We start from the raw sequence: 23,401 nt of genomic DNA, 5'->3' as shown, positions 1-23,401 counted from the left end.
CCCCCAGGTTGGCTCACTTCGTGTAGCCGCCCACCCCCGACCGGGGGCAACACCAGCGGCCCGGCGAAGCCGGTTCCGCGGTGGCACTGTTGCTCGCCCCCAGGTTGCCCGCACTTCGTGTCGGGCGCCCACCCCCTGCCGGGGGCAACACCAGCGGCCCGGCGGAGCCGGTTCCGCGGTGTTTCACCAACAGGCCGGGCTCCGCCGGCCAGTGGATGAGTGGCCTTTGCGTCGTTGGCGGGCGGGACCACAATGGCGGGCATCATGCAAAACACTCTGCTCCGCCGGATCCTTGTGTGTGTCTGCCTGCTGCTGCCGGCGCTGGTCTGGTCCCAGCCCCAGCTCGGCAGCGCCGCGGCGCTGCTGGCCAAGCACGATGCGGTCAAGTCGCAGTTCGACAAGAACGCCTTCGGCCGGCCGCTGGTGCTCGAGTCGAGCGAGGCCTCGGGCCAGTTGAGCGGCAACATCTTCGCGCTCGTCGACCACCCGTTCGAGTCAGTGAGCGGCGCGCTCTCCAAGCCGGCCGTCTGGTGCGAGGTGCTGATGCTGCACCTCAATACCAAGTACTGCGCGGTGCGCGAGGGCGGGCAGGGGACGATGCTGGCCGTGTCGGTGGGCCGCAAGTTCGACCAGCCGCTCGGGGACGCGCAGCGCATCGAGTTCGTCTGGCTGCCGCCGGTCTCGGGCGCGGACTACATGAGCGCGCGGCTGAGCGCCGACAAGGGGCCGCTGTCGACCCGCGACTACCGCATCGAGTTCGAGGCCACGCCGCTGCCCAACGGCAAGACCTTCATTCACCTGGCCTACGCCTACGCCTATGGCACGGCGGCGCGGATCGCGATGCAGGGCTACCTCGCCACCCTGGGCAGCGACAAGGTGGGCTTCAGCGCCAAGGACAAGGACGCCTCGGGCCAGCCGATCCTGGTGGGCGGCGTGCTCGGCGTGGTGGAGCGCAACACCATGCGCTACTACCTCGCGATCGATGCCTACCTGGACTCGCCGGCCGAGGCCCAGTTGCCGCAGCGCCTGGCGCAGTGGTTCGACAGCACCGAGCGCTACGCGCGCCAGCTGCACGAGGTGGACCGCAGCGACTACCTCGAGATGAAGCGCAACGAATACAAGCGCTTGAAGACCCAGTAGGACCCCGGGGGCGGCGCCCTTGCGCTCGCGGCAGATGCACAAGTATCCTTGTGTATCTGAAAGGATCCGCCGCATGGAATTGGATTTCCACCTCCACAAGATCCAGGCGCTGAGCCCCAAGGCGGCGAAGATCGCGCTGCGGATGCTCGATCGCGATCCGCGCGTTCCGACCGAATGGGTGATGGCGCTGCGTCCGGCTCTGGTCGACCGCAGCAGCGACGCGGAACCCTTTGGCGGCACCGACTGGATGACCATCGCGGCCATCGAGCGGCCGGGCATCCGGCGCTTCACCGAGCTCATCGAGAGCCGTGAACAGCGGCACGCGAGGCTGTGGGTCCTGAGCCTGCGCACCGCAACCAGGCGACATGACCGCGGCCAGCCCGGCGAGAGCGCGTACGGCGCGCTCTAGCGACCCACGCCCGGGGCGCGAGGCGCCGACACGCCGTCTGCGCGCCCTCGGGCGGCAGCGCCGCTCATTTCTTCCTGCCCGCTGCGCTCCGGAGCGTCTCGCCGCGGTGCTTCTGCACCTCGGCCAGCCGCTTGAGTTCAGCCGCGCAATCCGCCTGGGTGGCGACCAGCACGACGGGGCTGCGCCGGAGCGAGGTGATGGTTTTCTCGACCTGCACCGGGTCACGGTTCTTGACGACCAGGCCGGCCGCGACCGCCGCCCTCGACTGCTTGTAGAAGGCTTTCTCGAAGGCCGGCGTGCCGCAACGCGCTGCGATCACGCGATAGTCGGCCTCCTGCTGCTCGTCGGCCATCGGCACGGCGTGCCCCGCCTGCTGGGCGCCGGCCGTCACGGGGATGCCGATGACGGCGGCGGCGAGCACGGCTGCGATTTCGAATGGCGCTTTTTTCATGTGTCCCCCTGCTTCCTGGAAATGCACTGTCGCACGCTTCATGGTACGACCGTCTCGGCCAGCGTGCCATTGCCGATGGTGCCGCTCGGGGTCTCCTATTCGCTGCTGGTCCGTCCCGAGGGCTTCGTTCCAATGAATTTCGTCGTCGGCGCTGGCTACAACGTGATCCGGCCTGACAATGCGTCCGACTGGTTCGTCCGGTTCCAGGTCAATTTCGTATGACCCAAATGAGGATTCAGGTATGCGTGCGATCGATAAACTGAAGGGGCTGGCCATCGCGGTGGCGATGACGGCCGCGGCAACGGCGGCGGCCACCCCGCTGAGCTTCTACAACGGGCTGCGCGAAACGCCCATCACCAAGTTCAACAAGGCCGACATGGACCTGATGAACAAGGCCGTCTACGGCGCGCTGGATTCAGGCGCGGACGGCGTCAAGGTCAGCTGGGAGAACCCGGCCACCTCGAGCAGCGGCAGCGTCACCCCGGCCAAGGACCCGAAGGGCCGTGCGTCCTGCCGGCTGGCGCAGATCGAGAATCGCCACAAGACGCTGCTCGGCGGGGGCAGCTACATCTTCTGCAAGAACACCAAGTCCAAGACGCCGCCCTGGGAACTGGTCGCGCCGTGGACCGGCGGCTGATCGACAGCCGAATCGCATCGGACCAAGGAGTCGTTCTCATGCCCGCATTGCGCGTCCTGCTCTTGCTTCGAGGTGCATTCGGCGTGCTCTACGCGCTCGCCATGCTGCTGGTGCCGGCATTCGGCCGCAACGGCTTCTATGCGCTGGGCGACGGGCTGCTCGCGCTGGCGGTGGCCCTTGCGCTGTCGAAGCTGCCGCGCTTCAAATGGCTGTTCGGCCTGGTGCTGGTCGATGCACTGATCCGCCTGGCGATCGGCGCCGTGGCTTTCGCCTACCCTGACATCGAGGCCCGCATCCTGGGTTCGGTCGCCTTCTTCGGCGGCGTCATCACCTCCTGCATTGCGCTGGGCGCGGTCGGGTTGATCTACGTGCTGGCGGGCCGCCGCGCGGCGCCCGCGCAGCGCGGCGGCGTGGCGCCCGCAGCGCTCGTGAGCGCCTGCACGCTGCTGCTGGGTGTCGGCCTGCTGATCGGCTATGGCAGCGTCGACGGACGGCGCCTGCTGATCGGGCTCTTTGCGTTGGCGGTCGGCCTGTGCCTGCTCACGACCGGCTTCCGGTTCAGGGATCTCCCCTCCACGATTTGAATCAAGGAGCGAGGCGAAGGCGCTCGCGTCATGCCCCAGCAGCAGCCGATCAGGCCTGCAGCCCGAAGGGCCGCGGCACCGGTCGCCGGGCCTTTCGTTCAGCAGGGCTCGCCGCGCACGATGCAGCGCAAGCCCAGGTGGCAGGTCGAGGTGTCGATCGGCTGCGCCATCCGCGCCGCTGGCCGGTAGCGGTGGCAGTAGTTCGGTGCGCACAGGTGCGAGCCGCCCTTCATGACACGCCGGGCGATGCGCAGCTCGGGCGTTCGCGGGTCGTAGCTGTCCTCGAGCGCGCCACCCCGCGGGTTGTCGAGCGTGCAGCAGGCGTGCGTGATGCGGCCGTGCTCCTGGTACCAGTCGGTGGTCCATTCCCAGACGTTGCCCGCCATGTCGTAGAGACCATAGCCGTTGGGCGCGAAGGAGCCGACCGGGGCCGTCCATTCGTAGCCGTCTTCGAGCAGGTTCTGCCATGGGAACTGGCCTTGCCAGGTGTTGGCCATCGACCTGCCGCGGACCTTGAATTCGTCGCCCCAGCAGTACTCGGCGCCCTCGAGGCCGCCACGGGCGGCGAATTCCCATTCGGCCTCGGTCGGCAGCGACTTGCCGGCCCAGGCCGCGTAGGCTTCGGCGTCCTCGAATGCGATATGCACCACCGGGTGCTTCCACAGTCCCTGCAGCGAGCTGGCCGGTCCGCGCGGATGGCGCCAGTCGGCGCCCCGCTGGTAGGTCCACCAGTTGTGGGGATTGCCCAGGTCGACCGGACCGGCGGTCTTCTGGAACACGACCGAGGAGGGAACGAGCATTGCGGGGTCGGCGCCCGGGTAGTCCTCCGCCTTCGCCGGGCGTTCGGCCAGCGTGACGTGGCCCGTGGCCTCGACGAAGCGCTTGAACTCGGCGTTGGTGACGGTGTGGGTGTCGATCCAGAAGCCCTTCACCGCGACCCTGTGCACCGGTGCTTCTTCGGCATAGTGCCGGTCCGAGCCCATGAGGAAATTGCCGTCGGGGATCCACACCATCGAGGGGTGAGGGGCCGTCCCGGGGTGCGCTGCGGCGGGGTCGTGCATGGTCGGCATCAGGCGCCGGCAGGGCTGACGCCGCCAGGCGGCACGCCGAGTTGGCCCATGGCACGGACCAGATCGGCGAGCGAGCTCACTTCCATCTTCGCCATGACGTGCGCGCGATGTGCCTTGACCGTGCGCTCGGCGGCGCCGAGTTCGGCGCTGATCTGCTTGTTGAGGGCGCCGTTGACCACCATTTCCATCACTTGGCGTTCGCGCGGGCTGAGCCGCGAATAGCGGTTCTGCAGGGCGCACAGCCGCCGCCGTGCCTGGCGCCGCACGGCATCGTCCGCGATCGCCTTCCTGATCACCGACAGCAGCATCTCGCCGTCCACCGGCTTGAACAGGAAATCGGTGGCGCCGGCTTTCATCGCTCGCAGCGTCTCGTGCACGGTGGCCTCGGCGGTGACGAAGATCATGGGCAGCGTCTCGGGCTGGCTGGCGACCATTTCCTGCAGGTCGAGCCCACTGGGCCCGGGCATGTGGATGTCCAGCACCAGGCAGCCCGGGGCGCTGCCGATGCCCTCGAGCAGCATGTCCCCCACCGAACCGTACTCGACCACCTGGAGTCCAGCAGTCCGAAGAAGTCTCTGCATTGCACGCCGGAAGGCAACGTCGTCGTCGATCAGGCGAACGATTGGCGCATCCCCGCCCGCCGCGCATTGCGTCAGTTTTCCCATGCCATACCTCCTGATGCCTGGCGCTGAACACCGCACAAGACCGGTGTCGCTATTTATTCGCCGGCAACGAGGGTGCATTCAACACGCGGCTTCCGGGCATGACAAGCTGCCCTTTGGTGTAAGTGTTGCCGTAGTGACTACCTGTATAGCCGCCTTGTTTTAAAGAATTCGGGCGCCTTGACATGCAAGCGCAAAAAAAACGGCCCCGCTTTTGGCGGGGCCGTCTGATTCGAGCGATCTCAGGATCAGAGCGCGGCTTGGCGCGTCGTGCCGGTGCGGGCGCCGCCGAATTGGGACGGAATCACGCTGCCGGCGAAGGATTCACGGCGCACGTTCTGGTTCGGCGCATGGGCGGCGGCGACGGCTTCCGCCTGCACCGACGCGCGGTCGCGGGTGCTGGCGATGGTGGTCACGCCATGGCCGTAGCCTTCTGCGTAGGGGTTGGCGCTGCGCGCGGCGACTGCAGCCTGAGCGCTCACTTCGGCGCGGGCATTCGCGGAGGTGAGGGCATGCACGCCGTCGTAGATTTCAGCGTGGGCGCCGGCAGCGGCGAGCAGCGAGAGGGCGGCGGCGGCGGCGGCGATGATTTGCGAGGTCTTCATTGTTGGATTCCTGTTGTTTGGATGGACCGACCGGACCGTGCTTGGCGATCCGTGCCGCCAAGTCTAGCCGCGGCATGTAGGTAAAAACCCGCATAAAAAGAATCGCGGTGTTGCTCGTGGCGAAACAATGAAGGAAATTTCCAGCCTTCAGCCCGCGAAATACCGAGCCGGCAAGCCCGTCGCATTCAGGGGGACCGCGAACAATCCCCCGGCGTCGGGTTCGGCTGCGCGCTGCGCCGGCGTGAGGCCGCTGGTGGCGCTGGTGATGTAGAGCGTGCGCAGGTCCGGGCCGCCGAATGCGCAGTCGGTGATGTGGCTGGTCGGCAGCGGGATGCGGCAGAGTTCTTCGGCGGTGTCAGGGTCGTGGCAGGTCACGCAGGCACCCCCCCAGTGCGCGATCCAGAGGCGGCCGGCGGCGTCGGTGGTCATGCCGTCGGGATAGCCGTCGCCGCGCGCGAAGCGGTGCCATTGGCGCTTGTTGGAAAGGCTGCCGGCGACGGGGTCGAAATCGTAGGCGTGGATGCGGGCGGTGACGGTGTCGTTGAAGTACAGGGTCCGTCCGTCCGCCGACCAGGTGGGGCCGTTGGTGACGGCAAAGCCCTGGTCGTGGCGGCTGCAGTTTCCGTCGGGGTCGAAGCGGTAGAGCGAGCCGGTCGGCGCCTTGCAGTCGACATCCATGGTGCCGCCCCAGAAGCGGCCTTGCGCATCGCATTTGCCGTCGTTGAAGCGGTTGCCGGTGAGTTCCGGTTCGGGCTGGTGAAGGTAGCGGGGCCGCGTTTCGCTTGCAGCAGGGTCGAACAAGGCGAAGCCGCGGCGCAGCGTCACGATCAGGCCCGGCGCCGATGCACGTTCGGCGACGGCGGAGATCTCCTCGTCGAAGTTCCAGCTGGCACGGGCATCGCTTGCAGGGTGTAAGCGATGCAGGCGCCGCTCGAGGATGTCGACCCAGTACAACGCCTGTTCGCGCTGCGACCACAGGGTGCCTTCGCCCAGCGTTGCAGCGGCTGGCCAGATGCAGCGCGGGGCTTCTTCGAGAAGGGCCGGGGCGGATCGCGAGAGCTTGCTCAAGGGGGTCTCCGTTGTTTCGCCGATCGTATCCCGGGCTTGCCGCGATGGGGCGTCCGCTCGCCGCCGCCCCCCGTCTTCACCGCCAAAGGCGGCCCATCAGTCTTCCAGTCTCCGCCCATAGGCCGCGAAGCTCTCGGCCTTCAGCGCCTTCATCATCACCTTGGCCGCGGGCGACAGCAGCCGGTCGGTTCGCGTGATGATCCCGAACGCATCCATGTGGCAAGGCATCTCCACCGGCAGCAGCGCCACGATGCCGTGCGCCGCGTAGTAGCGGGCCACATCGGTGGCGAGCACGGCCACCATGTCGCTCTGCTGCAGCATGCGGGTGATGAAGAGGAGGGCGGCCGTCTCGATCACGTTGATCGGCGGCGCGAGCCCCTCCTCCTGGAACATCAGCTCGAAGCGGTGGCGCAGCACACTGCCCGCCGGCGGCACGATCCAGCCGGCCGACACCAGATCGCGCAGGCCCAGCCCCGTCATGCCCAGCAGCGGATGACCCGGCCGCACCAGCGCGCAGACGGGTTCCTCGGTGAGCGCCTGGTAGCGCAGGTTGGTCTTGTCGTGCTCCGCGAAGAGCCGCGCGACCAGCAGGTCCAGCTTGCCCTGTTCGAGCCGCTCCAGCAGCACCGGGCTGGTCTCGATATCGAGCGAGACGCGCAGATTGGGATGCTCGCGCTTCACCGCCGCGACCGCCGGCGGCAACAGCACCAGTCCCGGCGCGGTGATGGCGCCGATGTTGACCTGCCCCGCACTGCCGGTCTTCAGCGCCATGAGCTCGTCGTGCGCCTGGTTCAGGCTTGCGAGCGCGACGCGCGCGTGGCGGATCATCGTTTCCCCGTACCAGGTCGGCCGCATGCCGCGCGGCAGGCGGTCGAAAAGAGAGACTTCCAGTACGTCCTCCAGGTCCTTCAGCAGCTTCGAGGCGGCCGGCTGCGTCATGTTCAGCACCTGCGCGGCGCGATGGATATTGCCTTCCTCGGCCAGCGCCACGAGCAGCAGCAACTGGCGGGTCTTCAGGCGGGCACGGATGAACCAGTGCGTGTAGTGGGTCATGGGGTTTACCTGAATGCTTCTTCTGCTATCCATTTCATCCAAATATTGATTGGAAAGATATTGGTGCGATTCCTACACTCGTCCCACCTTGAAGCACAGCGACCTCCAGCAGAATGCACGGCAGTTCATCAACGGCCGATGGGAGACTGGCGTCACCACGGGGATCAGCCGGAACCCGTCCGACACCGGCGAGGTGGTCGCTGAATATGCGCGCGCCGACCGGAGCCAGACCGAACTCGCGATCCGCGCCGCGGCCGATGCCTTTCCCCACTGGAGCCTGACCACGCCGCAGCGCCGCGCCGACGTGCTCGACCAGATCGGCAGCGAGATCCTCGCGCGCCGCGAGGCGCTGGGCATGCTGCTCGCGCGCGAGGAAGGCAAGACGCTGCCGGAGGCCGTCGGCGAGGCCGCGCGCGCCGGCCACATCTTCAAGTTCTTCGCCGGCGAGGCCCTGCGCGGCAGCGGCGAAATGCTGGCATCGGTGCGGCCCGATGTGCAGATCGACATCACGCGCGAGCCGGTCGGCGTCGTCGGGCTCATCGCACCGTGGAATTTTCCGCTCGCGATTCCGGCGTGGAAGATCGCGCCGGCGCTCGCGCACGGCAACAGCGTGGTCTTCAAGCCGGCCGAACTGGTGCCGGCATGCGGATGGGCCCTGGCCGAGATCATCAGTCGCTCGGCACTGCCGGCGGGCACCTTCAACCTCGTGATGGGCAGCGGCCGGGAGGTGGGGCAGACCATTGTCGACAGCCCGCTGGTCGATGCGATCAGCTTCACCGGTTCGGCCGCCGTCGGCGCACAGGTGCTGCGGGCGGCGGCCCGGCGCCTTGCCAGGGTGCAGTTGGAGATGGGCGGCAAGAACCCGCTGGTGGTTCTGGCGGACGCCGACCTCGACCGCGCGGTCGACTGCGCCGTGCAGGGCGCCTACTTCTCCACCGGCCAGCGCTGCACGGCGTCGAGCCGCCTGATCGTCGAAGCGACGGTGCACGATGCCTTCGTCGCCCGCCTGCGCCATCGCCTCGCCGGGCTCCGGGTCGGCCACGCGCTGGAGCGGGGGACCGACATCGGCCCGGTGGTCGATGCCGCGCAGCTCGAACGCAATCTCGCGGCGGTCGCCGGCGCGAAAGAAGAGGGCGCCGAGCATGTCTGGGGCGGCGAGCGACTGACGCGCGCGAGCCCCGGCCACTACATGAGCCCGGCGTTGTTCCTCGCGCAGCCCGGGCACCGCGTCGCGCGCGGGGAGATCTTCGGCCCCGTGGCCTGCGTGCTGCGCGCCGACGACTACGCGCACGCGCTGGAACTGGCCAACGACACGCCCTTCGGGCTGTGCGCCGGGATCTGCACCACGTCGCTGTCGCGCGCCATGCATTTCAAGCGCCATGCCAAGGTCGGCATGACCATGGTCAACCTGCCGACCGCGGGCGTGGACTACCACGTGCCCTTCGGCGGCCGCAAGGCCTCGAGCTACGGACCGCGCGAGCAGGGCCGTCACGCCGCCGAGTTCTACAGCAGTGTCAAGACCGGCTATGTGCTTTCCTGAGACCTTGCGGGACAGACCAACAAACTGCGCAGCAGTTTTTGCTCTGTCCTCTCCTGAGACCTTGCGGGACAGACCAACAAACTGCGCAGCAGTTTTTGCTCTGTCCTCAACTGATAAGAGAACCAATAAGAGCTTTTCTCAACACGCCAACCAGGAGACATCATGAAACTGAACCGTCGCACGCTCAACATCGCGCTGGCATCCGCCACGCTGTCCTCGCTGCTGCCGGCCACCGCCCTGGCGCAGAAGAAGCCGGTGCTCGGCTTTGCCCAGGTCGGCGCCGAAAGCGAATGGCGCACGGCCAATACCGAGTCGATCAAGTCGGCCGCGAAGGAGGCCGGCATCGAACTCAAGTTCTCGGATGCGCAGCAGAAGCAGGAGAACCAGATCAAGGCGATCCGCTCGTACATCGCGCAGAAGGTGGACGTGATCGCGTTCTCGCCGGTGGTCGAATCGGGCTGGGACACGGTGCTGCTCGAGGCCAAGGCGGCCAAGATCCCGGTGGTGCTGACCGACCGTTCGGTCAACACCAAGGACGATTCGCTCTATGTCACCTTCATGGGCTCCGACTTCGTCGAGGAAGGCCGCAAGGCCGGCCGCTGGCTGGTCGAGAAGGAGAAGGGCAACCCCGGTCCGATCAACATCGTCGAACTGCAGGGCACGGTGGGCTCGGCGCCGGCGATCGACCGCAAGAAGGGCTTCGAGGAAATCATCAAGGCCGACCCGAAGTTCAAGATCATCCGTTCGCAGACCGGCGACTTCACGCGGGCCAAGGGCAAGGAGGTGATGGAGGCCTTCCTGAAGGCCGAGGGCAAGAAGATCAACGTGCTCTTCGCGCACAACGACGACATGGCGATCGGCGCGATCCAGGCGATCGAGGAGGCCGGCATGAAGCCGGCGCAGGACATCATCATCATCTCGATCGACGCCGTGAAGGGCGCCTTCGAGGCCATGATGGCCGGCAAGCTCAACGTGTCGGTGGAGTGCAGCCCGCTGCTCGGTCCGCAACTGATGGCCGCGGTGGCCGACATCCAGGCCGGCAAGCCGCTGCCCAAGCGGATCCTGACCAAGGAAGGGATTTTCCCGATGGAGGTCGCCAAGGCCGAGTTCCCGAACAGGAAGTATTGACCACCCCCGGCTTGGCTCACTTCGTGTAGCCGTCTCCCCCTTCCCGGGGGCAACACCAGCGGCCCGGCAGAGCCGGTTCGCGGTGTTCCACGAAGGGCGGCGCGCTGCGCGGCCGCAGGCGGGCACTTGATCACACATAGGAGACTTGATATGAAACGCACTTTCTTGAAGACCCTGCTCGGTGGCGCAGCTGCGACGCTCTTGATCGGCCTTGCGCCGCTCGTCCACGCCCAGGACAAGGGCCTGGTCGCGATCTCGATGCCGACCAAGTCGTCGGCGCGCTGGATCGCCGACGGCTCGAACATGGTCAAGTACTTCAACGAGAAGGGCTACAAGACCGACCTGCAGTACGCCGACGACGACATCCCGAACCAGCTGGCGCAGATCGAGAACATGGTGACCAAGGGCGCCAAGGTGCTGGTCATCGCGGCGATCGACGGCACGACGCTGTCCGACGTGCTGCAGAAGGCCGCCGACAAGGGCGTCAAGGTGATCGCCTACGACCGGCTCATCAAGGGCTCGAAGAACGTCGACTACTACGCGACCTTCGACAACTACCAGGTCGGCGTGCTGCAGGCCAGCTACATCGAGAACGCGCTGAAGCTCAAGGAGGGCAAGGGCCCCTACAACATCGAGCTGTTCGGCGGCTCGCCCGACGACAACAACGCCTTCTTCTTCTACAACGGCGCGATGTCGGTGCTGAAGCCCTACATCGACAGCGGCAAGCTGGTGGTGCGCAGCAAGCAGCTGGGCATGGAGAAGGTCTCGACCCTGCGCTGGGACGGCGCGGTGGCGCAGGCGCGGATGGACAACCTGCTGTCGGCCTACTACACCAAGGACCGGGTCGATGCGGTGCTGTCGCCGTATGACGGGCTGTCGATCGGCATCATCTCCTCGCTCAAGGGCGTGGGTTATGGATCGGCCCAGCAGCCGATGCCGGTGGTGACCGGCCAGGACGCCGAGGTGCCGTCGGTCAAGTCGATCCTCAAGAAGGAACAGACCGCCACCGTGTTCAAGGACACGCGCGAGCTGGCCAAGGTGACGGTGGGCATGGTGGATGCGATGCTGGCCGGCAAGACGCCCGAAGTGAATGACACCAAGACCTACAACAACGGCGTGAAGGTCGTACCCTCCTATCTGCTGAAGCCGGTCAGCGTGGATGCCTCGAACTGGAAACAGGCGTTGGTCGACAGCGGCTACTACAAGGAGAGCCAGATCCGATAGCGGCGGCGCCGAGTGCGCAAGGAGACACGGTGAACGATGTGATTCTGGAGATGCGCGGCATCACCAAGACCTTTCCGGGCGTGAACGCGCTGGACAACGTCAATCTCGCGGTGCGGGCGGGCGAAATCCATGCCGTGGTCGGCGAGAACGGCGCGGGCAAGTCGACGCTGATGAAGGTGCTGAGCGGCGTCTATTCGTGCGACTCGTATGAAGGCGAGATCCATTTCGAAGGGCAACCGCGCCGCTTCAAGGACATCGCCGACAGCGAGAAGCTCGGCATCATCATCATCCACCAGGAGCTCGCGCTGGTGCCGCTGCTGTCGATCGCGGAGAACATCTTCCTCGGCAACGAGATCGCGCACGGCGGCGTGATCGACTGGTTCGCCGCCTATGCCAGGACCCGCGAGCTGCTGGCCAAGGTCGGGCTCAAGGAGCCGCCGACCACGCTGATCACCAACCTCGGCGTCGGCAAGCAGCAACTGGTCGAGATCGCCAAGGCACTCGCGAAAGAAGTCAAGCTGCTGATCCTCGACGAGCCGACCGCGAGCCTCAACGAGAGCGACAGCGACGCGCTGCTGAGCCTGCTGCTCGGGCTCAAGGCGCAGGGCATTTCGTCGATCCTGATCTCGCACAAGCTCAACGAGATCGCCAAGGTGGCCGACTCGATCACCGTGCTGCGCGATGGCGCCACGGTCGAGACCATGGACTGCCGCGCCGAGCCGATCAGCGAGGACCGCATCATCCGCGGCATGGTCGGGCGCGACATGGCGCACCGCTATCCGCGGCGCTCGCCGAACATCGGCAAGACCGTGTTCGAGGTCTGCGACTGGCATGTGCACCATGCGCTGCACGCCGAGCGCGAGCTGATCAAGGGCGTCGGCCTGCATGTGCGGCGTGGCGAGATCGTCGGCATCGCGGGCCTGATGGGCGCCGGCCGCACGGAGTTCGCGATGAGCGTGTTCGGGCGGTCCTATGGCCAGCGCATCCGCGGCACGGTGCGCATGCACGGCAAGGAGGTCGACGTCGGGACGATCCGCAAGGCCATCGACCATGGCATCGCCTACGTCACCGAGGACCGCAAGAGCCTGGGGCTGGTGCTCGACGAGGACATTCGCAAAAACGTCAGCCTGGCCAACCTGGCGGCGGTGTCGGAGCGCGGCGTGATCGACGACGGGCGCGAGTTCAAGGTCGCCAACGACTACCGGCGCGCGCTCAACATCCGCTGCGCCGGCGTCGACCAGCAGGTGGTCAACCTGTCGGGCGGCAACCAGCAGAAGGTGGTGCTGAGCAAGTGGCTGTTCGCCAAGCCCGAACTGCTGATCCTCGACGAGCCGACGCGCGGCATCGACGTCGGCGCCAAGTACGAGATCTACACCATCATCGACCAGCTCGCGAGCGAGGGCAAAGGCATTCTCATGATCTCTTCCGAACTGCCCGAGCTGCTCGGCATGTGCGACCGCATCTACGTGATGAACGAGGGCCGCTTCGTCGCCGAATTTCCCGTGGCCGAGGCCTCGCAGGAAAAGATCATGCGCGTGATCGTGGCCTCGGGGAGCAGCGTCCATGCCGCCTGAACTCGAAGCGGTGAAGGCCGTCGCTCCCATGGCCCCGACGACGACCGGCGAACACGCGGGCTTCCTCAAGAACAACCTGCGCGAGTACGGCATGCTGATCTCGCTGGTCGCGATCATGGCGCTGTTCCAGGTGCTGACCGACGGCACGCTGATGCGGCCGCTGAACCTCACCAACCTGCTGCTGCAGAACAGCTACATCGTGATCATGGCGCTGGGCATGCTGCTGGTGATCGTGGCCGGCCACATCGACCTGTCGGTGGGCTCGGTGTGCGGCTTCATCGGCGCGCTGGCGGCAGTGCTGATGGTCGAGTACGAATGGCATTTCGTGCCGACCTTCATCGTCTGCCTGATCGCAGGCGGTGCCATCGGCGCCGCGCAGGGCTGGTTCGTGGCCTTCTTCCGGATTCCGTCCTTCATCGTCACGCTGGCCGGCATGCTGGTCTTCAAGGGCCTCACGCTGGCGCTGCTCGCAGGGCAATCGGTGGGGCCGTTCCCCGAGGCCTTCCAGAAGCTCAGCTCGGGCTTCGTGCCCGACGTGCTCGGCGGCGAAAGCCTGCGCACCACCTCGCTGGTGCTCGGCGCGCTGGCCGCCGCGGCGCTGGTCTTCTTCAAGCTGCGCGGCCGCGCCAAGCTCGCGCAGCACGGCATGGAGACCGAGCCCTACGTCTTCTTCCTCGCCAAGAACCTGTTCTTCGCGGCCGTCATCCTGCTGTTGAGCTACCTGCTGGCGACTTACAAGGGGCTGCCCAACGTGCTGATCGTGATGTCGGTGCTGATCGTCGCCTACGACTTCGTGACCAACCGAACCACGGTCGGCCGGCGCATCTATGCGCTGGGCGGCAACGAGAAGGCGGCGCGGCTGTCGGGCATCAAGACCCAGCGGCTGGCCTTCCTGACCTTCGTCAACATGGGCGTGCTCGCGGCGCTGGCCGGGCTGGTGTTCGCGGCCCGCCTCAATACCGCGACGCCCAAGGCCGGCCTGGGCTTCGAGCTCGACGTGATCGCGGCCTGCTTCATCGGTGGCGCCTCGGCCTCGGGCGGCGTCGGCCGCGTGATGGGCGCGGTGATCGGCGCCTTCATCATGGGCGTGATGAACAACGGCATGTCGATCCTCGGCGTCGGCATCGACTACCAGCAGGTCATCAAGGGACTGGTGCTGCTGGCGGCGGTGTTCATCGATGTCTACAACAAGAACAAATGAGCACCGAAGGCCTCTCCGATACGCCGGTGCTGCAGCTCAAGGGCATCGACAAGCAGTTCAGCGGCGTGGCGGCGCTGTCGAACGTGGCGCTGCGCCTGCGCGCCGGCGAGATCCACGCGCTGCTGGGGCAGAACGGCGCCGGCAAGTCGACGCTGATCAAGGTGCTGACGGGCGTCTACCCGGCCGACGGCGGCGAGATGCGGCTGGCCGGCCAGCCGATACAGCCGACGTCGCCGCTCGATGCGCAGCGCCTGGGCATCAGCACGGTCTACCAGGAGGTGAACCTCTGCCCCAATCTGTCGGTGGCCGAGAACATCTTCGCCGGGCGCTGTCCGCGCCGCGGGCTGGCGCAAGGATTTCGCATCGACTGGACGGCGGTGCATCGCGAAGCGCGGGCGCTGCTGGCGCGGCTCGACGTCGACATCGATGTCACGCAGCTGCTGTCGAGCTACTCGGTGGCGGTGCAGCAGATGGTGGCGATCGCGCGCGCGCTGGGCCTGTCATCGCGGGTGCTGATCCTCGATGAGCCGACGTCCAGCCTCGACGACGAGGAGGTGAAGAGCCTGTTCGCGGTGCTGCGCCGGCTGCGCGGCGAAGGACTCGCGATCCTGTTCGTGACGCACTTCCTGAACCAGGTCTATGCGGTGTCGGACCGCATCACGGTGCTGCGCAACGGCTGCCGGGTCGGCGAATGGGCGACCGCCGAACTCGGGCCGCAGGCCCTGATCTCGGCGATGGTCGGGCGAGAGTTCGCGGCCAAGGCCAGCGGCCATGCCGAACTGCCGGCGATCGAGGCCGAAGCGCCGGTGCTGCTGCAGGCCGAGGGACTGGGGCAGCGCGGGCAACTGCAGCCGGTCGACCTGCGGGTACGCGCCGGCGAGGTGGTCGGCCTGGCCGGCCTGCTCGGCGCGGGCCGCACCGAACTGGCGCGGCTGCTGTTCGGGCTGGCGAAGCCCGACCAGGGCAGCCTGCGCGTCGATGGCAGGGTCGTCGAGTTCGCGAGCCCGGCCGATGCGGTGAAGCACGGCCTCGCGCTGTGCCCCGAGGAGCGCAAGACCGACGGCATCGTGGCCGAGCTGTCGGTGCGCGAGAACATCGCGCTGGCGCTGCAGGCGCGGCGCGGCGTGCGCAACACGCTGTCGCGGGCCGAGCAGACCGCGCTGGCCGAGCGTTTCGTGAAGGCGCTGGGCATCAAGACCGCCAGCGTCGAGACGCCGATCGGCTTGCTGTCGGGCGGCAACCAGCAGAAGGCCGTGCTGGCGCGCTGGCTGGCCGTCGCGCCGCGGCTGCTGATCCTCGACGAGCCGACCCGCGGCATCGACGTCGCGGCCAAGCAGGAGATCATGGAAGAGATATTGAAGCTCGCGCGCGGCGGCATGGCGGTGCTGTTCATCTCCTCCGAGATGAACGAGGTGGTTCGCGTGTCGCACCGCATCGCGGTGTTGCGCGAGCGGCGCAAGGTGGGCGAACTGCCCGGCGGCAGCAGCGAGGACGCGGTGTACGAACTGATCGCGGCGGAAACATGACTCGCCCCCAGGCTCGCGCACTTCGTGTCGCTCTCCACCCCCTACCGGGGGCGATACCAGCGGCCCGGCGAAGCCGGTTCCGCGGTATCCCTGGCCTGAGTCGTCCGGGATCAAATGTCGCGGGTGGGGCGCGGTGCGATGGAGCGCTGAAATGAGCACCACGGACTCGATTCCCATCTTCGCGCGCGTCTTCCGCCACCGCCTGGCCTGGCCGCTGGTCACGCTGGGGCTGCTGCTGGCGATCAACGCGGCCTTCAACCCGAGCTTCCTGCACCTCGAGTGGCGCAGCGGCCACCTCTACGGCAGCCTGATCGACATCCTGAACCGCGCGGCGCCGCTGGTGCTGGTGTCGCTCGGGATGACGCTGGTGATCGCCACCCGCGGCATCGATATCTCGGTCGGCGCGGTGGTGGCGATCGCCGCGGCCATCGCCGCCTGGATGATCGGGGGCTCGCTGAGCAGCAGCGGGGCCGCGCTGGCGAGCCGCTTCCCGATGTGGCTGGCGATCCTGGGGGCGCTCGGCGCCGCGCTGGCCTGCGGTCTGTGGAACGGAATGCTGGTCGCGCGCGTCGGCATGCAGCCGATCATCGCGACACTGATCCTGATGGTGGCCGGGCGCGGCATCGCGCAGCTCATCACCGGCGGGCAGATCATCACGATCTACTACGCGCCCTTCTTCTTCATCGGCAGCGGCTACCTGTTCGGGCTGCCGTTCTCGGTCTACATCGCGGCCTTCGTCTTCGCCCTGCTGTACCTCGCGATCACGCGCAGCGCGCTCGGCCTGTTCATCCAGGCGGTGGGCATCAATCCGGGCGCGGCTCGGGTCGCCGGCGTGCGCGCGCGCCGCATCATCGTCGGCGCCTACATGTTCTGCGGCCTGTGCGCCGGCGTTGCGGGCTTGCTCATCAGCTCCAACGTGAAGAGCGCGGATGGCAACAACGCCGGCCAGCTGCTCGAGCTCGATGCCATCCTGGCGGTCACGCTGGGCGGCACGGCGCTGACCGGCGGCCGCTTCAGCCTGGTCGGCAGCGTGATCGGCGCGCTGATCATCCAGACCTTGACCTACGCGATCTACTCGCTCGGCGTGCCGCCCGAGATCAACCTGGTGGTCAAGGCGGTGGTGGTGTTCGCGGTGATGCTGCTGCAGTCGCCCGAGTTTCGTGCCAGCCTGCGGAAGCTGGCGGTGCGGCCGGTGCGCGGAGGGATGACGCCATGAGCGCCGCCCGGCCGCCCGAAGGCGCTCGCACCGCAGTGCGAAGCACGGAGGTTGCCCTATGAGCGCCGTGGTGTCGTCGACGTCGCAGCCCGAGCGCGCGGCATCCGCCCCGCCTGCGAGGCCGGGGCGCACGCGCCTCAACCCCAAGTACCTGCCGCTGGCCGCGACCATCTCGCTGTTCGTGGCGATGGCGACCCTGGGCTCGGTCTTCTACGACGGCTTCTTCTCGCCGCAGGTGTTCCTGAACCTGCTGATCGACAACGCATTCATCTGCATCGTCGCAGTCGGCATGACCTTCGTGATCCTGTCGGGCGGCATCGACCTGTCGGTCGGCTCGGTGATCGCGTTGACCACCATGGTCTCGGCCTCGCTGGTCGAGAAGCACGGCTGGAGCCCGGCGATCGTGATTCCGCTGGTGCTGGTGATGGGGACCCTCTTCGGTGCCTTCATGGGCGTGCTGATCGAGCGCTTCCGGCTGCAGCCCTTCATCGTCACGCTGGCCGGCATGTTCCTGGCGCGCGGCCTCTGCTACCTGATCAGCATCGACTCGATCAGCATCACCAACGAGTTCTATGCCAAGGTCTCGCAGTGGCGCTTGCCGGTGTGGGGCGATGCGTCGATCTCGCTGTCGGCCTTGATCGCGCTGGCGATGGTGGCACTGGCGGTGTTCGTCGCCCACTTCACGCCCTTCGGCCGCGCGGTGTATGCGATCGGCGGCAGCGAGTCCTCGGCGCTGCTGATGGGCCTGCCGGTGCGCTCCACGGTGGTCGGGGTCTACACGCTGTCGGGCTTCTGCTCGGCACTCGGCGGCGTGGTGTTCACCTTCTACATGCTGTCGGGCTACGGCCTGCATGCCGTCGGACTCGAACTCGACGCCATCGCCGCGGTGGTGATCGGCGGCACCCTGCTCACGGGCGGTGTCGGCTACGTGGTGGGCACGCTGTTCGGCGTGCTCATGCTGGGCATCATCCAGACCCTGATTTCCTTCGACGGCACGCTGAGCTCATGGTGGACCCGCATCGTGGTCGGCGTGCTGCTGTTCGTCTTCTGCCTGCTGCAGCGCCTGTTCACGGCGCGCGGCACCGCTTTGCACTGAGGCCAATGCATGCCCGACATCCCGAAGAAGAAGCTGCGTTCCGCCGAATGGTTCGGCCCGGCCGACAAGAACGGCTTCATGTACCGCAGCTGGATGAAGAACCAGGGCATCCCGGACCACGAGTTCGATGGCCGGCCGATCGTCGGCATCTGCAATACCTGGTCGGAGCTGACGCCGTGCAATGCCCACTTCCGCAAGATCGCCGAGCACGTGAAGCGCGGCATCTCGGAGGCGGGCGGCTTCCCGGTCGAGTTCCCGGTGTTCTCGAACGGCGAATCGAATCTTCGGCCGACCGCGATGCTCACGCGCAACCTTGCGAGCATGGATGTCGAGGAGGCGATCCGCGGCAACCCGATCGACGCCGTGGTGCTGCTCGCCGGCTGCGACAAGACGACGCCGGCACTGCTGATGGGGGCCGCGAGCTGCGACATCCCGGCCATCGTGGTGAGCGGCGGTCCGATGCTCAACGGCAAGCTCGAAGGCCGCGACATCGGCTCCGGAACCGCCGTCTGGCAACTGCACGAATCGATGAAGGCGGGCCAGATCGACCTGCATCAGTTCCTGTCGGCCGAGGCCGGCATGTCGCGCTCGGCCGGAACCTGCAACACCATGGGCACGGCCTCGACCATGGCCTGCATGGCCGAGGCGCTGGGCACCTCGCTGCCGCACAACGCGGCGATCCCGGCGGTCGATGCGCGCCGCTATGTGCTGGCGCAGATGTCGGGCCTGCGCGCGGTCGAGATGGCGCGCGAGGGGCTGACGCTGTCGAAGGTCCTGACGCGCGAGGCCTTCGAGAACGCGATCCGCGTCAACGCCGCGATCGGCGGTTCGACCAACGCGGTGATCCACCTGAAGGCGATCGCGGGCCGCATCGGCGTGCCGCTGGCGCTCGAGGACTGGACCCGCATCGGCCGCGGCACCCCGACCCTGGTCGACCTGATGCCGTCGGGGCGCTTCCTGATGGAGGAGTTCTACTACGCGGGCGGCCTGCCCGCCGTGCTGCGCCGCCTGGGCGAGAACGGATTGCTGCCGCACCCGGGCGCGCTGACTGTCAACGGCCGCTCGCTGTGGGACAACGTGCGCGAGGCGCCGAGCTTCGACGACGAGGTGATCCGTCGGCTCGACCGGCCGCTGGTGGCCGATGGCGGCATGTGCATCCTGCGCGGCAACCTGGCGCCGCGCGGCGCGGTGCTCAAGCCCTCGGCCGCATCGCCCGAGCTTCTGAAGCACCGCGGCCGCGCCGTGGTGTTCGAGAACCTCGAGCACTACAAGGAGCGCATCGTCGACGAGTCGCTCGAGATCGATGCGGGCTCGGTGATGGTCATGAAGAACTGCGGGCCGAAGGGCTACCCGGGCATGGCCGAGGTCGGCAACATGGGCCTGCCGCCGAAGCTGCTGCGGCAGGGCGTCAAGGACATGGTGCGGATCTCCGATGCCCGCATGAGCGGCACCGCCTACGGCACGGTGGTGCTGCATGTCGCGCCCGAAGCGGCCGATGGCGGCCCGCTCGCGGCGGTGCAGGACGGCGACTGGATCGAGCTCGACTGCGAAGCCGGCCGGCTGCATCTCGACATCGGAGACGACGAACTGGCCGCGCGCCTGCAAGCCATCGCACGGCGCGCCGTGCCGGCGAACGGCGGCGGCTACCAGCGGCTGTATGTCGATCATGTGCTGCAGGCCGACGAGGGCTGCGACTTCGACTTTCTGGTCGGCTGCCGCGGCGCCGCCGTGCCCCGGCACTCCCATTGAAGACCTTGCCGCTGAAGACCTTGCGGGACAGACCAAGAAACTGCGCAGCAGATTTTGCTCTGTCCTCGACCTGCCGAAGACCTTGCGGGACAGACCAAGAAACTGCGCAGCAGTTTTTGCTCTGTCCTCAACTGACTAGAAGGACCCGCACCATGACGCATTCGAAACCCCGCTACCGGGGCATCTTCCCGGTCGTTCCCACGACCTTCACCGAGAGCGGCGAACTCGACCTCGCGAGCCAGAAGCGCTGCGTCGATTTCATGATCGACGCCGGCTCCGACGGTCTGTGCATCCTGGCCAACTTCTCCGAGCAGTTCCTGCTGGCCGACGACGAGCGCGAACTGCTCACGCGCACGATCCTGGAGCACGTCGCGGGCCGCGTGCCGGTCATCGTCACCACCACTCACTTCAGCACCCGGGTGTGCGCCGAGCGCAGCCGCCGGGCGCAGGACATGGGCGCGGCGATGCTGATGGTGATGCCGCCCTACCACGGCGCCACCTTCCGCGTGCCCGAGCCGCAGATCTTCGAGTTCTATGCCCGGCTGTCCGACGCCGTGCGCATCCCGATCATGATCCAGGACGCCCCGGCCGCCGGCACGCCGCTGTCGCCGGCCTTCCTGGCGCGCATGGCGAGGGAGATCGAGCAGGTGTGCTACTTCAAGATCGAGACCGCGGGCGCGGCATCGAAGCTGCGCGAGCTGATCCGCCTCGGCGGCGACGCCGTCGAAGGTCCCTGGGACGGCGAGGAGGCGATCACGCTGCTGCCCGACCTGGATGCCGGCGCCACCGGATCGATGACCGGCGGCGGCTACCCCGACGGCATCCGGCCGATCATCTTCGATCACCTCGCCGGCCGCCGCGAGCAGGCGTTCGAGCGCTACCGGCAGTGGCTGCCGCTGATCAACTACGAGAACCGGCAGGCCGGCCTGCTGGCCTGCAAGGCGCTCATGAAGGAGGGCGGCGTGATCGACTGCGAGGCGCCGCGCCATCCCTGGCCGTCGCTGCACCCGCAGACCCGCGCCGGTCTGATCGAGATCGCGCGCGGCCTCGATCCGCTGGTGTTGCGCTGGGGGCGCTGAGCTTTCGGCTCAGGCCTTCCAGAACGGACGCTGCTCGGCCACCTTGGCGAGCGCCTTGCAGCACTGCATGGCGCTGGCCGCTTGGTTCGCCGCCAGCCAGCCGACGGCGAACCAGGCGGCGCCATCGGTCGCGGCCTGCGCGCGGTAGGCGGCCATCGCCATCGCGGCGTCGTTGTGCGCGCCCAGCGCGTCCTGCGCCGGCCCCAGGTGCGCCAGGAAACGCTCGGCCGCGCGCCGGCCGAACAGCGGCGCCACGAACTCGCCCAGATAGCGCAGCCGCTTGAGGCGCTTGCGGACGCGATGCTGCTGCGTCGGGTCGAGGCTTTCGAATCGCTTGCCATCGCGCAGCACTTGCCGATGCAGCGTCGAGAGCCGGGCCCGCATCGCCTTGCGGGCCGCGCTGGACGGTTGCTCGGGCCCGGCCTCGGTGCCGCCGTCGGGCAGCGCCGCGGCGATCAGGTGCATCAGCACCGCCTGGAAGGCGGCTGCACGCACCACGGTCTCTGCGGACTGGATGTCGTCTGCGGCCCGGTCGACGGCGAAAGGCGGCGCACCGTGGGCCAGGAGTTGCGGCTGCACGCTGCGCAGCATGTGGTCGCGGTCGCGCTGCTGGCCCAGCGCCTGGAAGGCCTCGGCCAGCGCCGGCTCCCACGCCGGGTCGATCGCCGGCGCAAAGGCGGCCAATTCGCGCAGGGCAGTGCGAAGGCGCCGGATGCCGACGCGCAGCTGATGCACGTGCTCGGGATCGGGACTGCCTGCCGCAACCTCGCTGGCGTTCGGAAGGATCTGTGCCAGGCAGCTGTCGAGCACCGCGCGAAAGACCTGGGCGCCACTGGCACCGGCCTTCAGCCGGGGCGCCGCAGCCTTGATCGGCGGGCCGTGCACCACGCCGCGGGCCAGCCGCTCGCCGTGCTCCGACTTGGACACGGTGTCGAGCCAGAGTCCGTAGCGGGCGCGCCAGCGGCCGGCGAGCTCGAGCAGCGACGAAGGACTGCCATGCTTGAGCTCGATCTCGAGTTCGCGCAGCGGCTGCGTGCGCTCGCCGGCGCGCACGGTGCCGACATCGAAGGCGAGTTCGACCAGCGCATCGCCGCTGCGCATCTCACGCGTGATGCGCCAGACGTCGGTGCCGTAGAGCGGCACCAGTTCGGCCCCGGCCGGGTCCTGGCCGGCCCGGCGCAAGGCCTCGGCGATCCGTTCGCCGACCGGCGTTCCTTCGTGCCGCCCGACGTCGGGCCGCGGGACCTCCCTGGCCTGCGCCGGCGGCAGCTCGACGTTGTGCTCGAGGCGCTCGACGAGGCTGCGCCCGGGTGCCTTGGCGGTCTGCACCCAGGCGCCGTTTTCCTTGCGGACCCGCAGCACGATGTGCAGCGCAGCCAAGGCGCCGTCCGCCGTGTCGTAATAGCGCGCCCGCAGCCGCGCACGGTGCGAGCGCCCGCGCCCGACCGCCGCTTCCACCGCCGCCTGGTGCGCGGAATCGACCTGGAACTTGAGCTCGAATTCGATCACTGGGCCACTCGATGACCCGAACGCGGCGGGCCCCGGCTTCACTCCTTCAGTTCGCTGACTTGCAGCGAGAGATCGTACAGCTTCGACTTGCTGGCGTAGTAGCGGTCGAGCCGCCATTCCTTCAGGATGTCCATCGCCAGCTGGAAGCTCTTGTAGTCGAGTTCGTAGAGCGTGACCAGCTCGAAACTGGCCTCGGATTCGAGCGCCAGGACCAGCTGGGCCAGGATCTTGGCGGACGCGTGGGTCGGGTCCGTCTCGATGAGTCGGCGGGCGACCTTGATGGCGTTCATGGGGGAAGCTCCCTTGTTAGTACATTCCGCTGACTATAGCCAGCGCCTCCATGCCATTTGTGACAGTCGCGTGACAGGCTGGGGTTTTCCCGGCCCTCCCGCACGGTTCAGCGGACCGGTGTCTCGGCCTGCCGGATCACGCCGCCGCCCAGCACGCTGCCGGTGACGGTGGTCGAAGCGCCCCCCACGACCCTGGCTTCGCAGGCTTCGCGGTCGCTGGCCGGCTGGCGGTCGCAGCGCGCCAGCGCATTCTGCTGCAGGGTGGCGGCATCCGGCGCCGGGAAGGCGCCGCGGCGCGCCATCTCGGCCGCTGCGCCGCGTTCGCGCAGGCAGGCATTTTGGTCCTGCATCACGCCATCGCAGGGCAGGGAGCCGGGGGGCAGGCCGGCCGCGAAAGCCGCCGGGGCGCCCAACAGGCTGCCGGCGGCCAGCAGGGCGGCGGAACAGGAACGCAAAACGTTTTTCATCGGTCACTCCTTGAGTCTTGGCGGCGCGCCATCGCGCCGGTCCGACCGTCAATGTGCGGTCGGGCTTCAAGCAGTGTGAGAGCGGTCGGCGCCGCGCGCGAGCCGTCGCAGGCTCGCATTCTT

At 67.8% G+C, this 23,401-nt stretch carries 24 protein-coding genes; 15 read left to right on the top strand and 9 right to left on the bottom strand.

Annotation, left to right across the window (positions count from 1 at the left end; genetic code table 11):
* Positions 1–264: 264 nt before the first annotated feature.
* Positions 265–1,140, top strand: a complete 876-nt coding sequence (locus tag AC1DYD_RS19995; RefSeq protein WP_478174497.1) for a hypothetical protein — start codon at positions 265–267, stop codon at positions 1,138–1,140.
* Positions 1,141–1,213: 73 nt separating this feature from the next.
* Positions 1,214–1,549 (top strand): hypothetical protein, encoded by a 336-nt coding sequence (locus AC1DYD_RS19990; protein ID WP_478174496.1) that lies wholly within the window; start codon positions 1,214–1,216, stop codon positions 1,547–1,549.
* Between the two features lie 64 nt (positions 1,550–1,613).
* Here AC1DYD_RS19990 and AC1DYD_RS19985 read toward each other — a convergent pair whose 3' ends face one another.
* Positions 1,614–2,000, bottom strand: coding sequence for a hypothetical protein (locus tag AC1DYD_RS19985; protein ID WP_478174495.1), 387 nt, complete (start codon positions 1,998–2,000; stop codon positions 1,614–1,616).
* A gap of 63 nt (positions 2,001–2,063) precedes the next feature.
* On the opposite strand from AC1DYD_RS19985, the gene AC1DYD_RS19980 reads away from it, so the two are divergent.
* The 3 genes from AC1DYD_RS19980 to AC1DYD_RS19970 are packed head-to-tail and all read left to right on the top strand — an operon-like array spanning position 2,064 to position 3,221.
* Entirely contained in the window at positions 2,064–2,222 is a 159-nt protein-coding gene (locus AC1DYD_RS19980; RefSeq protein WP_478174494.1) for a hypothetical protein, read from the top strand.
* Positions 2,223–2,241: 19 nt separating this feature from the next.
* Entirely contained in the window at positions 2,242–2,637 is a 396-nt protein-coding gene (locus tag AC1DYD_RS19975) for a hypothetical protein (RefSeq protein ID WP_478174493.1), read from the top strand.
* Positions 2,638–2,675: 38 nt separating this feature from the next.
* Positions 2,676–3,221: a hypothetical protein gene (locus AC1DYD_RS19970; protein ID WP_478174492.1), complete on the top strand. Its 546-nt coding sequence runs from the start codon at positions 2,676–2,678 to the stop codon at positions 3,219–3,221.
* Positions 3,222–3,319: 98 nt separating this feature from the next.
* Here the strand turns inward: AC1DYD_RS19970 and AC1DYD_RS19965 are convergent, their stop codons facing one another.
* The 5 genes from AC1DYD_RS19965 to AC1DYD_RS19945 form a co-directional block, all read right to left on the bottom strand.
* Positions 3,320–4,282, bottom strand: a complete 963-nt coding sequence (locus AC1DYD_RS19965; RefSeq protein ID WP_478174491.1) for a formylglycine-generating enzyme family protein — start codon at positions 4,280–4,282, stop codon at positions 3,320–3,322.
* Positions 4,283–4,290: 8 nt separating this feature from the next.
* On the bottom strand, positions 4,291–4,956 hold the full coding sequence (locus AC1DYD_RS19960) for a response regulator transcription factor (RefSeq protein ID WP_478174490.1): 666 nt from the start codon (positions 4,954–4,956) through the stop codon (positions 4,291–4,293).
* Between the two features lie 245 nt (positions 4,957–5,201).
* Positions 5,202–5,558 (bottom strand): alpha/beta hydrolase, encoded by a 357-nt coding sequence (locus AC1DYD_RS19955; RefSeq protein ID WP_478174489.1) that lies wholly within the window; start codon positions 5,556–5,558, stop codon positions 5,202–5,204.
* Positions 5,559–5,705: 147 nt separating this feature from the next.
* Complete coding sequence (locus AC1DYD_RS19950) at positions 5,706–6,626, bottom strand: SMP-30/gluconolactonase/LRE family protein (protein ID WP_478174488.1); 921 nt, start codon at positions 6,624–6,626, stop codon at positions 5,706–5,708.
* 96 nt (positions 6,627–6,722) lie between these two features.
* Entirely contained in the window at positions 6,723–7,679 is a 957-nt protein-coding gene (locus AC1DYD_RS19945) for a LysR family transcriptional regulator (RefSeq protein WP_478174487.1), read from the bottom strand.
* An 88-nt stretch (positions 7,680–7,767) separates the two neighbouring features.
* On the opposite strand from AC1DYD_RS19945, the gene AC1DYD_RS19940 reads away from it, so the two are divergent.
* The 10 genes from AC1DYD_RS19940 (at position 7,768) to AC1DYD_RS19895 (ending at position 21,012) form a co-directional block, all read left to right on the top strand.
* Positions 7,768–9,219 (top strand): aldehyde dehydrogenase family protein, encoded by a 1,452-nt coding sequence (locus AC1DYD_RS19940; RefSeq protein ID WP_478174486.1) that lies wholly within the window; start codon positions 7,768–7,770, stop codon positions 9,217–9,219.
* 162 nt (positions 9,220–9,381) lie between these two features.
* A complete protein-coding gene (locus tag AC1DYD_RS19935; protein WP_478174485.1) occupies positions 9,382–10,347 on the top strand; it encodes an ABC transporter substrate-binding protein in 966 nt (321 codons plus the stop codon).
* A gap of 150 nt (positions 10,348–10,497) precedes the next feature.
* Positions 10,498–11,571, top strand: a complete 1,074-nt coding sequence (chvE, locus tag AC1DYD_RS19930) for a multiple monosaccharide ABC transporter substrate-binding protein (protein WP_478174484.1) — start codon at positions 10,498–10,500, stop codon at positions 11,569–11,571.
* 50 nt (positions 11,572–11,621) lie between these two features.
* Positions 11,622–13,145 (top strand): multiple monosaccharide ABC transporter ATP-binding protein, encoded by a 1,524-nt coding sequence (gene mmsA / locus AC1DYD_RS19925; RefSeq protein ID WP_478174550.1) that lies wholly within the window; start codon positions 11,622–11,624, stop codon positions 13,143–13,145.
* Positions 13,135–14,346, top strand: a complete 1,212-nt coding sequence (mmsB, locus tag AC1DYD_RS19920) for a multiple monosaccharide ABC transporter permease (RefSeq protein ID WP_478174483.1) — start codon at positions 13,135–13,137, stop codon at positions 14,344–14,346. The genes mmsA and mmsB overlap by 11 nt, the downstream gene beginning before the upstream one ends.
* A complete protein-coding gene (locus AC1DYD_RS19915) occupies positions 14,343–15,872 on the top strand; it encodes a sugar ABC transporter ATP-binding protein (protein WP_478174482.1) in 1,530 nt (509 codons plus the stop codon). Before mmsB ends, AC1DYD_RS19915 begins: the two co-directional genes overlap by 4 nt.
* A 151-nt stretch (positions 15,873–16,023) precedes the next feature.
* Positions 16,024–17,088, top strand: coding sequence for an ABC transporter permease (locus AC1DYD_RS19910; protein WP_478174481.1), 1,065 nt, complete (start codon positions 16,024–16,026; stop codon positions 17,086–17,088).
* Between the two features lie 58 nt (positions 17,089–17,146).
* The gene (gene yjfF, locus AC1DYD_RS19905) at positions 17,147–18,184 is read left to right on the top strand and encodes a galactofuranose ABC transporter, permease protein YjfF (protein ID WP_478174480.1); all 1,038 of its coding nucleotides are present in this window, start codon (positions 17,147–17,149) and stop codon (positions 18,182–18,184) included.
* Between the two features lie 9 nt (positions 18,185–18,193).
* A complete protein-coding gene (locus AC1DYD_RS19900; protein WP_478174479.1) occupies positions 18,194–19,933 on the top strand; it encodes an IlvD/Edd family dehydratase in 1,740 nt (579 codons plus the stop codon).
* A 152-nt stretch (positions 19,934–20,085) separates the two neighbouring features.
* Entirely contained in the window at positions 20,086–21,012 is a 927-nt protein-coding gene (locus AC1DYD_RS19895; protein WP_478174478.1) for a dihydrodipicolinate synthase family protein, read from the top strand.
* Between the two features lie 9 nt (positions 21,013–21,021).
* Here AC1DYD_RS19895 and AC1DYD_RS19890 read toward each other — a convergent pair whose 3' ends face one another.
* The 3 genes from AC1DYD_RS19890 to AC1DYD_RS19880 form a co-directional block, all read right to left on the bottom strand.
* Positions 21,022–22,521 carry a CYTH and CHAD domain-containing protein gene (locus tag AC1DYD_RS19890; protein WP_478174477.1) on the bottom strand — a complete coding sequence of 500 codons (1,500 nt, stop codon included), beginning with the start codon at positions 22,519–22,521 and terminating at the stop codon, positions 21,022–21,024.
* 38 nt (positions 22,522–22,559) lie between these two features.
* Positions 22,560–22,811, bottom strand: coding sequence for a hypothetical protein (locus AC1DYD_RS19885; protein ID WP_478174476.1), 252 nt, complete (start codon positions 22,809–22,811; stop codon positions 22,560–22,562).
* A 107-nt stretch (positions 22,812–22,918) separates the two neighbouring features.
* Positions 22,919–23,278, bottom strand: coding sequence for a hypothetical protein (locus tag AC1DYD_RS19880; RefSeq protein WP_478174475.1), 360 nt, complete (start codon positions 23,276–23,278; stop codon positions 22,919–22,921).
* Positions 23,279–23,401 lie beyond the last annotated feature (123 nt).

The sequence above is a fragment of the Variovorax sp. P4_B11 genome (genome assembly GCF_056402355.1).
This window is presented reverse-complemented; position numbering and strand designations above follow the sequence as displayed.

Coding starts and splice junctions, on each gene's coding strand:
- AC1DYD_RS19995 (WP_478174497.1), top strand. CDS start 265: ATGCAAAACACTCTGCTCCGCCGGATCCTTGTGTGTGTCTGCCTGCTG.
- AC1DYD_RS19990 (WP_478174496.1), top strand. CDS start 1,214: ATGGAATTGGATTTCCACCTCCACAAGATCCAGGCGCTGAGCCCCAAG.
- AC1DYD_RS19985 (WP_478174495.1), bottom strand. CDS start 2,000: ATGAAAAAAGCGCCATTCGAAATCGCAGCCGTGCTCGCCGCCGCCGTC.
- AC1DYD_RS19975 (WP_478174493.1), top strand. CDS start 2,242: ATGCGTGCGATCGATAAACTGAAGGGGCTGGCCATCGCGGTGGCGATG.
- AC1DYD_RS19970 (WP_478174492.1), top strand. CDS start 2,676: ATGCCCGCATTGCGCGTCCTGCTCTTGCTTCGAGGTGCATTCGGCGTG.
- AC1DYD_RS19965 (WP_478174491.1), bottom strand. CDS start 4,282: ATGCACGACCCCGCCGCAGCGCACCCCGGGACGGCCCCTCACCCCTCG.
- AC1DYD_RS19960 (WP_478174490.1), bottom strand. CDS start 4,956: ATGGGAAAACTGACGCAATGCGCGGCGGGCGGGGATGCGCCAATCGTT.
- AC1DYD_RS19955 (WP_478174489.1), bottom strand. CDS start 5,558: ATGAAGACCTCGCAAATCATCGCCGCCGCCGCCGCCGCCCTCTCGCTG.
- AC1DYD_RS19945 (WP_478174487.1), bottom strand. CDS start 7,679: ATGACCCACTACACGCACTGGTTCATCCGTGCCCGCCTGAAGACCCGC.
- AC1DYD_RS19935 (WP_478174485.1), top strand. CDS start 9,382: ATGAAACTGAACCGTCGCACGCTCAACATCGCGCTGGCATCCGCCACG.
- chvE (WP_478174484.1), top strand. CDS start 10,498: ATGAAACGCACTTTCTTGAAGACCCTGCTCGGTGGCGCAGCTGCGACG.
- mmsA (WP_478174550.1), top strand. CDS start 11,622: ATGCGCGGCATCACCAAGACCTTTCCGGGCGTGAACGCGCTGGACAAC.
- mmsB (WP_478174483.1), top strand. CDS start 13,135: ATGCCGCCTGAACTCGAAGCGGTGAAGGCCGTCGCTCCCATGGCCCCG.
- AC1DYD_RS19915 (WP_478174482.1), top strand. CDS start 14,343: ATGAGCACCGAAGGCCTCTCCGATACGCCGGTGCTGCAGCTCAAGGGC.
- AC1DYD_RS19910 (WP_478174481.1), top strand. CDS start 16,024: ATGAGCACCACGGACTCGATTCCCATCTTCGCGCGCGTCTTCCGCCAC.
- yjfF (WP_478174480.1), top strand. CDS start 17,147: ATGAGCGCCGTGGTGTCGTCGACGTCGCAGCCCGAGCGCGCGGCATCC.
- AC1DYD_RS19900 (WP_478174479.1), top strand. CDS start 18,194: ATGCCCGACATCCCGAAGAAGAAGCTGCGTTCCGCCGAATGGTTCGGC.
- AC1DYD_RS19895 (WP_478174478.1), top strand. CDS start 20,086: ATGACGCATTCGAAACCCCGCTACCGGGGCATCTTCCCGGTCGTTCCC.
- AC1DYD_RS19885 (WP_478174476.1), bottom strand. CDS start 22,811: ATGAACGCCATCAAGGTCGCCCGCCGACTCATCGAGACGGACCCGACC.
- AC1DYD_RS19880 (WP_478174475.1), bottom strand. CDS start 23,278: ATGAAAAACGTTTTGCGTTCCTGTTCCGCCGCCCTGCTGGCCGCCGGC.